This window comes from Amycolatopsis circi (genome assembly GCF_003385235.1).
Taxonomy (GTDB): Bacteria; Actinomycetota; Actinomycetes; order Mycobacteriales; family Pseudonocardiaceae; genus Amycolatopsis; species Amycolatopsis circi.
Map to the genome: position 1 here is coordinate 19,723 of NZ_PQIA01000096.1, position 14,827 is coordinate 34,549.

General features: G+C 70.4%; 17 protein-coding genes. 14 read left to right on the forward strand and 3 right to left on the reverse strand.

Features of this window, described 5'->3' with window-relative positions; translation table 11 throughout:
* The first annotated feature begins 291 nt into the window (after window positions 1–291).
* From D0D37_RS31875 to D0D37_RS31890, 4 genes are all read left to right on the forward strand, one after another.
* On the forward strand, window positions 292–513 hold the full coding sequence (locus D0D37_RS31875) for a hypothetical protein (protein ID WP_116204309.1): 222 nt from the start codon (window positions 292–294) through the stop codon (window positions 511–513).
* A gap of 239 nt (window positions 514–752) precedes the next feature.
* A complete protein-coding gene (locus D0D37_RS31880) occupies window positions 753–1,289 on the forward strand; it encodes an STAS domain-containing protein (protein ID WP_162834565.1) in 537 nt (178 codons plus the stop codon).
* Window positions 1,290–1,607: 318 nt separating this feature from the next.
* Window positions 1,608–2,537, forward strand: coding sequence for a sensor histidine kinase (locus D0D37_RS31885; protein WP_116204311.1), 930 nt, complete (start codon window positions 1,608–1,610; stop codon window positions 2,535–2,537).
* Between the two features lie 76 nt (window positions 2,538–2,613).
* The gene (locus D0D37_RS31890) at window positions 2,614–3,585 is read left to right on the forward strand and encodes an L-threonylcarbamoyladenylate synthase (protein ID WP_116204312.1); all 972 of its coding nucleotides are present in this window, start codon (window positions 2,614–2,616) and stop codon (window positions 3,583–3,585) included.
* Between the two features lie 42 nt (window positions 3,586–3,627).
* Here D0D37_RS31890 and D0D37_RS48905 read toward each other — a convergent pair whose 3' ends face one another.
* Window positions 3,628–3,972: a carbonic anhydrase gene (locus D0D37_RS48905; protein WP_425266986.1), complete on the reverse strand. Its 345-nt coding sequence runs from the start codon at window positions 3,970–3,972 to the stop codon at window positions 3,628–3,630.
* A gap of 38 nt (window positions 3,973–4,010) precedes the next feature.
* Window positions 4,011–4,922: a pyridoxal 5'-phosphate synthase lyase subunit PdxS gene (pdxS, locus tag D0D37_RS31900; protein WP_116204313.1), complete on the reverse strand. Its 912-nt coding sequence runs from the start codon at window positions 4,920–4,922 to the stop codon at window positions 4,011–4,013.
* A 413-nt stretch (window positions 4,923–5,335) separates the two neighbouring features.
* Between pdxS and pdxT the strand changes: the two genes are divergently transcribed.
* The 3 genes from pdxT to D0D37_RS31915 all read left to right on the forward strand — a co-directional run bounded on the left by pdxT (window position 5,336) and on the right by D0D37_RS31915 (window position 7,467).
* A complete protein-coding gene (gene pdxT / locus D0D37_RS31905) occupies window positions 5,336–5,971 on the forward strand; it encodes a pyridoxal 5'-phosphate synthase glutaminase subunit PdxT (protein WP_116204314.1) in 636 nt (211 codons plus the stop codon).
* 60 nt (window positions 5,972–6,031) lie between these two features.
* The gene (locus tag D0D37_RS31910; RefSeq protein ID WP_116204315.1) at window positions 6,032–6,787 is read left to right on the forward strand and encodes a YebC/PmpR family DNA-binding transcriptional regulator; all 756 of its coding nucleotides are present in this window, start codon (window positions 6,032–6,034) and stop codon (window positions 6,785–6,787) included.
* 158 nt (window positions 6,788–6,945) lie between these two features.
* The gene (locus tag D0D37_RS31915; RefSeq protein ID WP_116204316.1) at window positions 6,946–7,467 is read left to right on the forward strand and encodes a DUF4262 domain-containing protein; all 522 of its coding nucleotides are present in this window, start codon (window positions 6,946–6,948) and stop codon (window positions 7,465–7,467) included.
* Window positions 7,468–7,480: 13 nt separating this feature from the next.
* On the opposite strand, the gene D0D37_RS31920 is transcribed toward D0D37_RS31915, so the two are convergent.
* A complete protein-coding gene (locus D0D37_RS31920; protein WP_116204317.1) occupies window positions 7,481–7,924 on the reverse strand; it encodes a cupin domain-containing protein in 444 nt (147 codons plus the stop codon).
* A 132-nt stretch (window positions 7,925–8,056) separates the two neighbouring features.
* Between D0D37_RS31920 and ruvC the strand changes: the two genes are divergently transcribed.
* From ruvC to D0D37_RS31955, 7 genes are all read left to right on the forward strand, one after another.
* Window positions 8,057–8,656: a crossover junction endodeoxyribonuclease RuvC gene (ruvC, locus tag D0D37_RS31925; protein ID WP_116204318.1), complete on the forward strand. Its 600-nt coding sequence runs from the start codon at window positions 8,057–8,059 to the stop codon at window positions 8,654–8,656.
* Window positions 8,653–9,249, forward strand: a complete 597-nt coding sequence (ruvA, locus tag D0D37_RS31930; protein ID WP_116204319.1) for a Holliday junction branch migration protein RuvA — start codon at window positions 8,653–8,655, stop codon at window positions 9,247–9,249. The genes ruvC and ruvA overlap by 4 nt, the downstream gene beginning before the upstream one ends.
* Window positions 9,250–9,255: 6 nt before the next feature.
* The gene (ruvB, locus tag D0D37_RS31935) at window positions 9,256–10,344 is read left to right on the forward strand and encodes a Holliday junction branch migration DNA helicase RuvB (RefSeq protein WP_116204320.1); all 1,089 of its coding nucleotides are present in this window, start codon (window positions 9,256–9,258) and stop codon (window positions 10,342–10,344) included.
* Window positions 10,345–10,462: 118 nt separating this feature from the next.
* Window positions 10,463–10,891: a preprotein translocase subunit YajC gene (gene yajC / locus D0D37_RS31940; protein WP_116204321.1), complete on the forward strand. Its 429-nt coding sequence runs from the start codon at window positions 10,463–10,465 to the stop codon at window positions 10,889–10,891.
* Between the two features lie 218 nt (window positions 10,892–11,109).
* Window positions 11,110–12,828, forward strand: coding sequence for a protein translocase subunit SecD (secD, locus tag D0D37_RS31945; protein WP_162834566.1), 1,719 nt, complete (start codon window positions 11,110–11,112; stop codon window positions 12,826–12,828).
* Window position 12,829: 1 nt separating this feature from the next.
* A complete protein-coding gene (gene secF, locus D0D37_RS31950) occupies window positions 12,830–14,065 on the forward strand; it encodes a protein translocase subunit SecF (protein ID WP_116204322.1) in 1,236 nt (411 codons plus the stop codon).
* A 4-nt stretch (window positions 14,066–14,069) separates the two neighbouring features.
* Window positions 14,070–14,588, forward strand: coding sequence for an adenine phosphoribosyltransferase (locus tag D0D37_RS31955; RefSeq protein WP_116204323.1), 519 nt, complete (start codon window positions 14,070–14,072; stop codon window positions 14,586–14,588).
* The last annotated feature ends 239 nt before the right edge of the window (window positions 14,589–14,827 follow it).

Here is a 14,827-nt window from a genome sequence, read left to right on the forward strand (position 1 = left end):
GGAATCCGCTGCGTCAGTACTTGCCGGGGTGCGACTTGGGCGAGGTGCTTGCCGGTTTGTCCGGAGATCACGGAGCGCGCGATTCCCGGAACGTAGCGAGGGTTGCTGACGCGCCGTTGACGGCTGCGTGCGCGAGCAGGACGGCCCCGGCGGTCCAGGTGGTGCGTTCTTCGGGCCAGACGGTGTCGGTGGCGTAGTTGTGGCCGGTCCAGTAGGAGCCGTCGCCGGCAGCGAGATGTCCGATGTCGTCCAGGAGCCGGCGCGCGCGGGCGGTGTCTCCGCGCGCGGCCAGTGCGGCGCTGGGTCAACGTCGCCGACCGCGACGATCTCGTCGCCGCCGACCTCGACCTTCAACGGCGATTTCCCGGCATCGACGGGGTCCTCGAAACCACCTATACCGTCGACAATGGCACCCACCCGCACAACGCGAACTTCTACCTTGCCAAACGCGAGGTAGGCGGCCCGATCGCCCAAGCGCTGAGCGTGCCCGCCGACCTCGGCACCAACCGTTAGACCTGACTGCGCCAGCTTGAAACCGGCTCCGGGGTGCACGACAACCCGGACTGCGGGACTGTGCGGGCGCCTTCGCTGCGGACGTGCCAGCGACGCGGATTTCTTTTGGCAGGAAACAGTTTCTCGGGCGGGATCGTTTCTGAGTTGGCCTGGTGCCAAGCCCTGTCGCGCCGGCGGGGCGCAGCGGATGCGGGCCTGCGGCAGCTGAGGTACGGTCGATCGGTTCAGACTGTGTGCCGTTGTTCGAAACCGACTCGACCCGTCGCCGGCTGGTCGTGGCGGCCGGGCCGCGTTCTGGCGGGTCCGGCCTCGTACGAGACGAACGTCGCGAGGAGGACAGTTTCGTGAACTTCAAGCTCAGTGAACGGCCTTCGGATCGGCCCGGCACCGCAGCGCGAACTACCGTCACCGCTGCTCGCGACGTGACCACTGTCGAGGTTGTCGCGGAGATCGACCTGCGGGTCGTTCACGGATTGCGCGCCAGCCTGGACGAAGCGCTGTCGGCCGCTTCGCGTGCCCTGGTCGTCGACCTGAGGGGCGTGACGTTCTGCTCGGCGTCCGGATTGGGGCTGCTGGCACACCTGCACCGCGCGGCGGGGGAGGCCGGCGTGCCCTATGTGCTGGTGGCGAATCAGACCGCGCTGCTCCGGCCGATCCGCGTCTTCCGGATGGATCGGATGTTGTGCGTCGTGCCGACTGTCGAGGAAGCCCTCGACTGGCTGACGTTCAGGCACGGGATCACGACGTCGCTGCGGGTCCCGGAACCGCGGCGGTGAAGCCGCCGACGAGCAGCGGAGCGGCGGCACCGGAAAGAAAAGCATGACGGTGTTGTGCCCGCCGGGCGGCGGACGGCCCAGCGGAGTGGTGCGTGAGCCGGTGTCGCGCTGTGGCCGAGTTGCTCTCTGTCCACGAAATCCAGGCGGGTGACTTGCGGCACCGTCTCGTGGCGCCCTCGGGCGGGCGGGCAATGTTCCGGTTCGACACCAGGGGTTAGCCTGGACGGGCAAGGGGAACCGAGCTGTTCCGGCGAACGGCAGAGGTGAGGAACTGATCGTGCTGCCCGCGGGTGGATCGTTGCATTCGGCTCGACGTCAATGACGCCCGCCGACCAGGCATTCCTGCATCCGGCGCTGTTCTATCGGACCGCTGGCCAATTCCTCGCGGGTGTTGTCCCCTTCGTCCGGGAAGGGCTGGCCGCCGACGAGCCGGTCGCGGTCGCCGCGCCGCCGGAGCGGGTGAGCTTGCTGCGCGCTGAGCTGGGCTCCGACGCCGGACGTGTGCTGCTGGTCGACATGAGCGAGGCAGGCCGCAATCCGGGCCGGATCATTCCTGGCGTGCTGCGCGCGTTCGCCGACGACCATTCGGACCGGCACGTGCGGATCGTCGGCGAGCCGATCTGGGCCGGCCGGTCGTCGGCGGAGTACCCGGCCTGCGCTCAGCACGAGGCGTTGATCAACCTGGCCTTCCAGGGCCGGTGGGCGACCATCCTGTGTCCTTACGACGCCGAAGCGCTGGGTGCGACCGAGCTGGCGGATGCTCTCCGGACGCATCCCTGGCTGATCGAGGGCGCGGGTGAGTGGCGCGAGAGCGATGATTACGCGCCTTACGCGGTGGTGGCCGATTACAACCGGGAGTTGCCGCCCCCGCCCGGTGCCCGCTCCCTTTTCGTCGCCGAATCCGACCTCGTCGACCTCCGGCTGCTGACCGCCGAGACCGCGCGGCGGCACGGCCTGGCCGAGGACCGGGTCGAGGACGCGGTGATGGCGGTGACGGAGCTTGCGGCCAACAGCGTGGAACACGGCAGCGGGGCCGCTCTGGTGCGACTGGGTTTCGCCGACGGCGAGCTGGTCTGCCAGGTCCGGGACGAGGGATGGCTGGCGGATCCGATGGCCGGGCGGGTTCCTGTCGCCCCGGAGCAAGAGCGCGGCCGGGGGCTGCTGCTGGTGAACCATCTCGCGGATCTGGTGCGGATGCACTCGGATCCGGCCGGTTCGACGGTGGAGGCCCGGTTCGCCGCCGGGTGAAGGGCGCTCGGCACGCGCCTCTTAGGCTGGTCGGCGAGAGATGAGCTAACCGTCTGGCAGAGAAGAGAGTGCGAGCGTGACCGCGGCAGCTGGCGACATCGAGAAGGCGGCCGGGGTGCTGCGCGACGGAGGCTTGGTGGCCTTCCCGACCGAGACGGTCTACGGCCTGGGTGCCGACGCCTCGGATCCGGCCGCCGTTGCGCGCATCTTCCAGGCGAAGGGCCGCCCGCCCACGCACCCGCTGATCGTGCACGTCGCCGGTGCCGAGTACCTGGACGGCTGGGTCGAGAAGGTGCCCGAGCCCGCGCGGCTGCTGGCCGAACAGTTCTGGCCGGGACCGCTCACCCTGGTGTTGCGGCGCGGCCCGCGAGTGTCGTCGGCGGCGACCGGGGGCCTGGAGACGGTGGGGGTGCGGGTCCCGGGCCATCCGGTGGCGCTGGCGCTGCTGGCGGCCTTCGGCGGCGGCGCGGCGGCTCCGTCGGCCAACCGGTTCGGCTCGGTCAGCCCGACCACCGCGGATCATGTCCGTGCGGAACTGGGCGATGCGGTCGATTTCGTGCTGGACGGCGGCCCCTGCCAGGTCGGCGTCGAATCCACCATCGTCGACGCGACCGGCGACACTCTCAGCATTCTTCGGCCCGGCGGGGTGCCCCGGGAAGACCTCGAAGCCGTGCTCGGCGGCTCGCTCGAGGTGCCGTCGGCGAGCCCGATCCGGGTGCCCGGCCAGCATCCGTCGCATTACGCGCCGCGGGCGCGGGTTGTTCTCGTCGAACCCGACCGGGTGGCCGCCGAGGCACAGCGCGCGCACGGGCTCGGGCACCGGGTGGGTGTCTTCCTGCCGCCGTCGCAGGACAGTGTCCTGGGCGAGGGCTGTGCCGTGGTGTCGGTTCCGGCTTCGATGGCCGAGTACGCCCGCGGCCTCTACGGTTACCTGCGCGAGCTGGACCGGCAGGGCTGCGACCTCATTGTCGCGTCCCTGCCGGAAGAGACCGGCTTGGGCCTCGCGATCGCGAACCGGCTCCGCCGCGCCGCAGGGCCGCGCCGCTGAACCTTCCCGCGAGCCGGGCCGGTCAGGACACCGCGGTGGCCGTCAGCGCTGCCGTCGGCGAGGTGGTAGCGGCGGGCCTCCCAGCCGGGGAGCATGCGGAAGCGTGGTCCCGCAACAGGTCGACGCCGTACTCGATGCTGCCCGGGACCTCCGAGCCGACACCTGGCCCGCGGCGCGCACGACAAGGAGGTCGTCGAGATCGCGGTCGAAGATGATTCCGTTGGCGAGGCGGGAATCGGAGCAGCCGAACAGGACCGCGAACGGGTGCTCGTTCGACGCGACGGCGGCGCGTCGGGCGGCTCCGGCCCGCCTCTGATGCCGTGGTTCAAATGGCCAAAGATCGGATCGTCGGCCGACGCGAACGGTGAAGGGCGGGGTGCCCTCCACTGTTCACGCAGGTAAATAAAACGGGGTAAAAAAGACCGTCACCAGCCGCGCTCAGCGAGCCGGTGCGGTTCCGGCACGTCCTCGACGTTGATCCCCACCATCGCCTCCCCGAGCCCGCGCGACACCTTCGCCAGCACGTCCGGGTCGTCGTGGAACGTCGTCGCCTTCACGATCGCTTCCGCGCGCTGCGCCGGGTTGCCGGACTTGAAGATGCCCGACCCGACGAACACGCCCTCCGCGCCCAGTTGCATCATCATCGCCGCGTCGGCCGGGGTCGCGATGCCGCCCGCGGTGAACAGCACCACCGGCAGCTTTCCTGCTTCGGCCACTTCGCGGACCAGCTCGTACGGCGCCTGCAGTTCCTTGGCCGCGACGAACAGCTCGTCCTCCGGCAGGTTCTGCAGGCGGCGGATCTCGCCGCGGATCTTGCGCATGTGGGTGGTCGCGTTCGAGACGTCGCCCGTGCCGGCCTCGCCCTTCGAGCGGATCATCGCCGCGCCTTCGGTGATGCGGCGCAGCGCCTCGCCGAGGTTGGTCGCGCCGCAGACGAACGGCACGGTGAACGCCCACTTGTCGATGTGGTTCGCGTAGTCGGCGGGGGTGAGCACCTCGGACTCGTCGATGTAGTCGACGCCGAGGGACTGCAGCACCTGGGCTTCGACGAAGTGGCCGATCCGCGCCTTCGCCATCACCGGGATCGACACCGCTTCGATGATGCCGTCGATCAGGTCCGGGTCGCTCATCCGGGCGACGCCGCCCTGCGAGCGGATGTCCGCGGGGACGCGTTCCAGCGCCATGACGGCGACCGCGCCCGCGTCCTCGGCGATCTTGGCCTGGTCGGCGGTCACGACGTCCATGATCACGCCGCCCTTGAGCATCTCCGCCATGCCGCGCTTCACCTTCGCGGTGCCGGTGACGGTCTGGGGTTCGGCGTTCTGCTGCTGCGACACCTTGCGGGCCTTTCTCGGGGGAGCGGAAGCTTTCTTCCCCTCCAGCGTAAGACGGCGGTGGACCGCTGAGGCAGGCCATTGCGCGGGTATCTCGGAAGGCCACTTTTCGCACGGGAAGATCCACTTGGGCTCCGTCACTTTTCCGCCGGGAAGCGTTGACCTGGGGCTTCCGGAACGGCCTACCATGGAAGACGGGATCGGTCCGCGGTGCGAGGGCCGGACCGGTTCCGGTGGAGACCACCTTCGAGGTGGCCACTGGCGACAGATTTCAGCAGTCCACTTCACGCCGGCGCGGGACCGGCCGCCGGAGCGTCCTCCGGGTGGGCGGCGGCCCCGGTGCTGCCCGCCTGACCTGCCCGGTTGCGTTCCGGGCGGCCCCCCTAAGCTGGTGCGAACGTCTCACGGGAGGTCGGGTGGCGACAGCTACGGGAGCACGGCCGGCGGTCGGCGTGCTCGCCCTGCAAGGAGCCGTGCGCGAGCACGTCGCGATGCTGGAAAGCGCGGGCGCCCGCGCGGTTCCGGTGCGCCGCCCCTCCGAGCTGTCGGAAATAGACGGCCTGGTGCTGCCCGGCGGGGAGTCCACCACGATGTCGCGCCTGCTCGAGACCTTCGAGCTGCTCGAACCGCTGCGCGAGGCGATCGCGGGCGGCCTGCCCGCCTTCGGCTCGTGCGCCGGGATGATCCTGCTGGCCCGCCAGGTGCTCGACGGGCGGCCGGACCAGCAGCAGCTCGGCGGCCTCGACGCGGTCGTGCGGCGCAACGCGTTCGGCAGGCAGGTCGACTCCTTCGAGGCCGACCTCCCGTTCGCCGGCGTGCCCGGCGGACCGCTGCACGCGGTGTTCATCCGGGCCCCGTGGGTCGAGAAGGCCGGAGACGGCGTCGAGGTGCTGGCCACCGTGCCCGACCCGGAGGACCCGCCGGACGGGCCCAGGGCGGATAGGATCGTCGCCGTCCGGCAGGGGGCGGTGGTGGCCACGGCGTTCCACCCGGAGATCACCCGGGACGAGCGCGTGCACCGGCTGTTCGTCGAGCTCGTGCGGAAAGCCTGAGCAAAGGATTGCGGCGGCCGCCCCGGGAGGCACGCGGCCGCGGGAACAGATGGAGGAAAGATGAGCGGCCACTCCAAGTGGGCCACGACGAAGCACAAGAAGGCGAACCTCGACGCCAAGCGGGGCAAGCTCTTCGCGCGGCTGATCAAGAACATCGAGGTCGCCGCCCGCACCGGGACCGGGGGAGGGGACCCGGACGGCAACCCCACGCTGTACGACGCCATCCAGAAGGCGAAGAAGAACTCCGTCCCGCAGGACAACATCGAGCGCGCGCGCAAGCGCGGCGCCGGCGAGGAGGCGGGCGGCGCCGACTGGCAGAACATCACGTACGAGGGCTACGGCCCGAACGGCGTGGCGGTGCTGATCGAGTGCCTCACCGACAACAAGAACCGCGCCGCGATGGAGGTCCGGACCGCGCTCACGCGCAACAACGGCTCGCTCGCCGACCCGGGTTCGGTCGCCTACATGTTCAACCGCAAGGGCGTCGTGATCATGCCCAAGGCGGACGCGACCGAGGACGACGTCCTCATGGCGGTCCTCGACGCGGGCGCCGAGGAGGTCAACGACCTCGACGAGAGCTTCGAGATCGTCTCCGAGGGCGGCGACCTGGTGCCGGTGCGCAAGGCGCTGCAGGAGGCCGGGTTCGAGTACGAATCGGCCGAGCTGACCTTCCTGCCGTCGGTTAGCGTCCCGCTCGACGTCGACGGCGCGAAGAAGGTCTTCAAGCTGATCGACGCGCTCGAGGACTGCGACGACGTTCAGAACGTGTACGCGAATTTCGATGTTTCCGACGAGGTCATGGCCGCGGTGGACTGATCCAATCGCCCGCGACACGGCCGCGCCCCCGGCACTCCGGGGGCGCGGCCGTTTTCGTTTCAATTTCCCTTGGCGCGCAAGGGAAAACGCGAAAATCCTTGGGACGGCGGGAAAATGACCGGCGCGGGGACTGGGCTCGGGCGCGCGGGTGGGGCAGAATGTCCGCCGTGACGACCTCCGCCCTCACCGAGCAAGAGCAGAGCCTCATCGCCTGGATCGAAACCCAGGCGAGGGAACGAGGGAACGCGGTCATCGCCGTGCCCGCCGACGACCAGGGCGCGGGCTACTGCTTCACCGCGTGCGCGTGGGCCTTGCACAACGTGCCCGAGGCGGTCGTGATCGGCCTGCCCGACCACATGGCCCCGGTGCTGCTCGACGCGTACGTCGACCGCTCCGCCAACGGCGAGATCTTCGAGGTCGGCAAACGCTACGACGATTTCTTCGACGGCGCGCCGGTGATCTTCGAACGCGTCGCGAAAGGCCACTACCCGGAGTACTTCGGGTCCGCGTTCCTCGTCTACCCGGACGGCGACTTCCCGGCGCTGCAGATGATCGTCGCGACGCCGGACGGGTACTTCCCGTGGCACGCCGATGCGCCCGAGGGCTTCGCGCAGTGGCAGCCGGTGCTCACCGAGAGCGGGGACCCGGAGAGCTGGACCCCCGGCGTCGACGGCCCCTGACCGCAGCTTCCGATCAACCCAGCGCGGCCAGGTCGTCGGCGGCGTCCGGAAACCGCGCGGCCAGCGTCGCCGGATGGGCGAACTCCACGCAGTCGTCGGTGTAAGGCGGCATCACCACGGTGCCGAGCAGGCTCCACGCGCCCAGCGGCACCGTCGCCTGCCACGTACCGGCAGGCACGACCACCTGCGGACGCTCCCCGGCGGCCACGTCGCTGCCCAGCACCGGGCGCGTCACCTCCCCGCTGGCATGCAGCAGAAGCATCCGCGCAGGTGCGCCCGCGTGGTGCACGAACACCTCGACGCGGTCAAGGCGGTGCGGCGCGGAGATCTCGGGCGCGGTGAGCAGGTAATAGATCGCGGACCCCTCGTTCGCCCGCCAGCTCTGCGCGAACCGGCCGCCCTCCACCGGCAGCGGCTCCAGGCCCAGGTGCGCGACGTAATCCTCCGGTCCCGGCATGCTGCCATCGTGCTCGCGAGCGGGTCCGCCGTCCACGTCGGTCGCCGTTTGCGCGTGTCCGTCCGCCGGGCCGCGCGCCGCGACCGTTAGCCTGCACGTCGAACGGATGTTCGCGCGGGCGAAGGAGAAACGGTGCGGGTGCTCGGGGTCGACCCCGGTCTGACCAGGTGCGGCCTCGGCGTGGTCGACGGCGGCAAGGGCCGGTCGGTGCGCCCGGTCGCGGTCGGGGTCGTGCGCACGCCCGCCGACCAGGATCTCGCGCAGCGGTTGCTCGGCATCGCCGACGAGGTGGAGCGCTGGCTCGACCGGTACCGGCCCGAAGCGGTCGCCGTCGAGCGGGTGTTTGCGCAGCACAACGTCCGCACCGCGATGGGCACCGCGCAGGCGGGCGGGGTCGTGGCGCTGGCGGCGGCGCGGCGCGGGCTGCCGGTCGTCTTCCACACGCCCAGCGAGGTCAAGGCCGCCGTCACCGGGTCCGGGCGCGCGGACAAAGCGCAGGTCACCACCATGGTGATGCGGCTGCTCGGGCTCGAGGTCAAACCGCAGCCGGCGGACGCGGCCGACGCGCTCGCGCTCGCCATCTGCCATCTCTGGCGCGAGCCGATGCGGGTCCGGCTCGCGGAGGCCGAGGCCCGCGCGGCCGAACTGGTCCGCGCCCACAAGGCCCGGCTGGCGGCCGCGGCCAAAGCGGCCGGATCCACCACGAAGAACGAAACAGGAGCACGACGATGATCTCCTCGGTACGCGGCGAAGTGCTGTCCGTCGGCCTCGACCACGTGGTGGTCGAGGTCGGCGGCGTCGGCCTCGCCGTGCAGGCCACCCCGGCGACGCTGGCCACGCTGCGCCGCGGCGAGCAGACGCGGCTGCACACCGCGCTGGTCGTGCGCGAGGACTCGCTGACCCTCTTCGGGTTCGCCGAGGAGGACGCGCGCGAGCTGTTCGGCCTGCTCCAGACGGTGTCCGGGATCGGGCCGCGGCTCGCGCTGGCGACGCTGGCCGTGCTGGAGCCGGACAAGCTGCGCGCGGCGCTCGTCGAAGGCAACATCACCGTGCTCACCCAGGTGCCCGGCATCGGCCGCAAGGGGGCCGAGCGGCTCAGCCTCGAACTGCGGGACAAGGTCACCGCGCTCGGCGGCGCCAGCGACGCTCCGGTCGTCACCGCGCCCGGCGCGCTGCGCGGCGAGGTGGTGGAAGCGCTGGCCGGACTGGGTTTCCCGGCGAAACAGGCCGAACAGGCGGTGGACCGGGTGCTGTCCGAGGGCGACGGGCACACCACATCCTCGGTACTGCGCGCGGCGCTGGCCGCGCTGGGCCGCAAGCGGTAGCCGCCGATGAACCACGAAGTGACCGAGTTCGACACCGGCGGTTACGAGGCCGACGACGAAACCCTGTCCGCGCTCGCCCAGACCGGCGAACGCGACCTGGAAACGTCGCTCCGGCCCCGCAAACTGGACGAGTTCGTCGGCCAGGAACGCGTCCGCGAGCAGCTGGAACTGGTGCTGGAGAGCGCCCGGCGGCGCGAGGTGCCGCCGGACCACGTGCTGTTGTCCGGGCCGCCCGGCCTCGGCAAGACGAGCATGGCGATGATCGTCGCCGCCGAACTGGGCGCGGCCATCCGGATCACCTCCGGGCCCGCTCTGGAACGCGCGGGCGACCTGGCCGCGATGCTGTCCAACCTGGCTCCCGGCGACGTCCTGTTCATCGACGAGATCCACCGCATCGCCCGGCCCGCCGAGGAAATGCTGTACCTCGCGATGGAGGACTTCCGGGTCGACGTCGTCGTCGGCAAGGGGCCGGGCGCGACCAGCATCCCGCTGGAGATCGCGCCGTTCACGCTGGTCGGGGCCACCACCCGGTCCGGTTCGCTGACCGGGCCGCTGCGCGACCGGTTCGGCTTCACCGGCCAGATGGAGTTCTACTCCGCGGCCGAACTGGAGCTGGTCGTCCGCCGCGCCGCGAAAATCCTCGGCATCGAGATCGACCGCGACGGCTGCGCCGAGATCGCCGGCCGTTCGCGCGGCACGCCTCGGATCGCCAACCGGCTGCTGCGCCGGGTCCGCGACTACGCCGAGGTGCGCGCCGACGGCAAGGTGACCCTGGAGGTCGCGCAGGCCGCGCTCAAGGTCTACGACGTCGACGAACTGGGCCTGGACCGGCTCGACCGGGCCGTGCTCAGCGCGCTGACCCGCTCATTCGGCGGGGGGCCGGTCGGCATTTCGACGCTCGCGGTCGCCGTCGGCGAGGAGGCCACTACGGTGGAGGAGGTGTGCGAGCCGTACCTGGTCCGGGCCGGGATGCTCGCCCGCACTCCGCGCGGCCGGGTCGCGACCGCGGCCGCGTGGCTGCACCTCGGACTGGCGCCGCCCCCGGAGGCCGTACGGCCCGACCAGGGCGGTCCGACGCTGTTCGATCAGGCCTGACAAGGGCGGACAGCGCCCCGGGTGGTGGCGTTTCCGCCGGTACCTGGCACACTCGAACACAGCACATCCGTCGAAACCGGACGCGGGCAGCCGAGAAAGGCGTCCGTCGAGGAGAGTCATGAACCAGTTACTGCTGCCGTTGCTGCTGCTGCTCGTAGTGGCCGTGCCGCTCGTCATGGGCACCCGCAAGCAGAAGAAGCAGCAGGCGGCTCAGCAGGAGATGCAGAACAGCATCTCCGCCGGCGACCGCGTGATGACCACGTCGGGCATGTACGGCACGGTCGCCGACACCAGCAGCGACACCACGATCGACATCGAGATCGCGCCGGGCGTCGTCACCACCTGGCTGCGCCTCGCGGTGCGCGAGAAGGTCGACCCGACCGTCGAGACCGAGGAGAACGAGGCCTCGGCCGAGACCGAGGTCGCGGGCATCGAGTCGGCTTCGGCGACCTCTTCCGAGGCACCGGCCCAGGAGTCGATCTCGGCCGAGGAGAACCAGACCTCCGGTGCGCAGGTGGCGCCCCCGCTCGAGCACGGGAAGAAGTAGCCTTCGCGCTTCACCGGGCAGTGATCCGCCCACAGCCTACGAAAGTCGGTACGGGCGAACGCCGGGCTCACGCAGCACCGAGTACTGTCTCGGTGCTGCGTGCGTGTCCGCCGTCATAGTTCACGCCCAGCCGCGTCCGGGGGACCCCCTTCCGGCTCGCGCACCCGAACCACTTGGGGTCCATCCAGTCCGTGCCAGTTCGAGGAGACCGAAGCACTGTGGCACCATCGGCCGGGCATCTCCGCCCGGGACGCTATCTCGCCTTCTTCGCCCTGATCGTGGTCGTGCTGTACGCCTTGGTGTTCTTCACCGGCGGCGGCAAAGCGACGCCGAAACTCGGCATCGACCTGCAGGGCGGCACCCGGGTCACGCTCACCGCGCGCACGCCCGACGGCGGCCAGCCCACCCGCGATTCGCTGAACCAGGCGCGCCAGATCATCGAGACCCGCGTCAACGGCATCGGCGTCGGCGGCACCGAGGTGGTGCTCGACGGCAACAACATCGTGATCACCGTGCCGGGCGAGCAGGGCGACGAGGCGAAGAACCTGGGCCGGACCGCCAAGCTCGGGATCCGCGAGGTCATCACCTCGGTCCCGAACACCCCGGGCGCGCCGCCCGCGGCCCCGGCCTCCGGCGCCCCGAGCGCTCCGCCGACCGCGCCGAGCAAGCCGGCCGGCGGCGGGGGAGCGGAAGGCGCCCCGGCGCAGCAGCCGCCGGGTTCGACCCCGTCGGCCCCGGGCGCGGGCAACGGCCAGGACGCGGGCAAGAACCCGATCGAGGCGGCCCGCGCGGTGCGCCAGGCTCCCGCGCTGATGCCGAAGGACCCGAAGAACCAGCAGGAGGCCGCCGCCGCGCAGGCCGCGCAGCAGAAGGCGCTCGCCGCGCTCACCTGCGCGCCCAACGCCGCCGACCCGCTGGAGGGCAACGACCTGCCGAACCAGCCGCTGGTCACCTGCGGCGACAAGGACGCCACCAAGTACGTGCTCGGCCCGGAGTTCATCCCCGGCACCGAGATCTCCAGCGCGAACTCCGGCTACGACCAGCAGCGCGGCCAGTGGATCGTCGACCTGAGCTTCAAGAGCGCGGGCGGCAAGACCTGGGGCGACTTCACCTCGGCCAACGTGGGCAAGCAGGCGGCGTTCGTGCTCGACACGGACGTGGTGTCCGCGCCGACCGTGCAGAACGCCATCCTCGGCGGCAACACGCAGATCACCGGCAAGTTCACCCAGACCGACGCGAAGAACCTGGCGGACATCCTCAAATACGGTTCGCTGCCGCTCTCGTTCGATTCCTCGGACGCGACCACGGTGTCCGCGACGCTGGGCCTCGCCTCGCTGCAGGCCGGCCTGATCGCCGGCGCGATCGGTCTCATCGTCGTCTTCGTCTACTGCCTGTTCTACTACCGGCTGCTCGGCATCCTCACGATCTGGTCGCTGGTGCTGTCCGGCCTGCTCGTGTACGCGGTGCTGGTGCTGCTCGGACGGTGGATCGGCTACACGCTCGACCTCGCGGGCGTCGCCGGCCTGATCATCGCGATCGGCATCACGGCGGACTCGTTCGTCATCTACTTCGAACGGCTGAAAGACGAGATCCGGGAGGGGCGGACCTTCCGGTCCGCGGTGCCGCGCGGCTGGACGAGGGCGCGGCGCACGATCCTGGCCTCGGACGCGGTCAGCTTCCTCGCCGCCGCGATCCTGTACATCATCGCGGTCGGCGACGTGCAGGGCTTCGCGTTCACCCTCGGCATGTCGACGGTGCTCGACCTGGTGGTCGTCTACCTGGTCACGCATCCGCTCGTGGCGATGGTGTCGACCTCGAAGTCGAAGTTCCTGTCCAACCCCCGGAATCTCGGCCTCGGCGCCGTCCAGAAGCTCGGCGCGCAGCGCAAGTCCACGCGCCCCGCTCCCGGCCGCCGCGCGAACGTGAAGGAGGCCTGACGTGAGCGACGAGAACGCGGGCACCACCTCGGAAAACCCGGACGGCCAGGAAAACGGCGCCACCGCCGCGGCCAAGCCCGGCAAGAAGGAAAGCTTCTTCCACCGGCTCTACGTCGGCACCGGCGCGGTCGACATCGTCGGCTCGCGCAAGCGCTGGTACCTGTTCTTCGCGCTGCTGCTCCTGGTGTGCATCGGCTCGATGATCTTCCGCGGCTTCAACGTGGGCATCGAGTTCGAGGGCGGCACGCAGATCCAGCTGCCCGCGCACGGCTCGCACGGCCAGATCACCCAGGAACAGGTGATCAAGTCGTTCAACACCGCGCTGGGCGAGGCTCCGGCGGAGACCCAGACGGTCGGCACCGGCAACGCGTCGACCATCCAGACCCGCTCCGAGACCCTCACCGCCGACCAGGTCTCGAAGGTCAAGAAGCAGATCTTCGAGGACCTCGGCCCGATCGGCGCCAACGGCAAGTCGGGCGAACAGGCGATCAGCGACAGCGCGGTCAGCGCGTCGTGGGGCAACGAGATCTCTCGCCAGGCCATGATCGCGCTCGCCGTGTTCCTGGTCGCCGTCGTGATTTTCCTGGCGATCTACTTCGACACCCGGATGGCGTTCGCGGCGCTCGTCTCGCTGCTGCACGACATCGTGGTCACCGCGGGCGTGTACTCGCTCGTGGGCTTCGAGGTCACGCCCGCGACGGTGATCGGCCTGCTGACGATTCTCGGCTTCTCGCTGTACGACACCGTGGTGGTGTTCGACAAGGTCCGGGAGAACACCCGGGGCTTGCTCGGCCTTTCGCGGCGCACCTATGCGGAAGCGGCGAACCTGGCGCTGAACCAGACCCTGATGCGCTCGTTCAACACGGCGTTCATCGCGCTGCTGCCGATCCTGGGCCTGCTGATCGTCGGCTACATCCTGCTCGGCTCGGGCACCCTGCAGGACCTGGCGCTGGTGCAGCTGACCGGTACCTTGGTCGGCGTCCTGTCGTCGGTCGCACTCGCGACGCCGCTGCTGGTCGACTTCAAGATGCGCGACCCGCAATACCGCCAGCAGGCCGACCGCGTGGCCGCCCGCCGCGCGAAGGCCGCGAAGCGCGAGGCAGCGGACGACGACTTCGACGCCAACGACGAGGACCAGCTGGCCGCCGAACTCCGCAAGGAAAAGGCAATGGCCGCTGCGGCCGGCGTCCCCGCGCGGCACCCGAAGCAGCGTCCGTCGGGGAAGAAGAAGCGCTGACCAGATGAAGCTCGACGAGGCACTGGACCTGATCGCCGAGGTGCCGGACTTCCCGGAACCAGGCGTCCTGTTCCGCGATCTCAGCCCGCTGTTCGCCGACGGCCCCGGCTTCGCCGCAGTCGCCGACGCCCTGGCGGAAACCCTCGACCCGGCCGCCACCTCGGTGGCCGGTGTCGAGGCCCGCGGCTTCCTCTTGGCCGCGGCAGTCGGCTACTCCCGCGGCATGGGCGTCGTCCTGGTTCGAAAACCCGGCAAACTCCCGTCAGTAGCCGGGCGAGTGGACTACTCCCTGGAGTACGGCACCGCAAGCGTCGAACTCCCCGCCGGTGTCGTAAAACCAGGCCAGCGAATCGCGATCATGGACGATGTCCTAGCCACCGGCGGCACAGTGGCAGCAACCGCGAAACTCCTGGAAGACGCAGGCGCAGAAGTAACGGGCGTGTCAGTAGTCCTGGAACTGGGAGCACTAAACGGCCGCGCCGCCTTAGGCGGCCGCAAAGTCCACACACTCCGCACCGTCTAACGCCCCCGCGCGCGCAGCTCGTCCGTGAGGGGAACCCTGAGGGACTCAGAGTCCCTCAGGGTTCCCCTCACGGCCCTAAACCGGCACCAACGCACCCAACAATCGAGGCACCCAGCCCTCCCCCCAACCCCGATACGAAGCCTCCCTGCGGTCTGGGGGTGCTTGTCAAGGCATCTTTCCCGCCTTGACAAGCACCCCCAGACCGCAGGGAGGCTTCGTATCGGGGTTGGGGGAGGGGA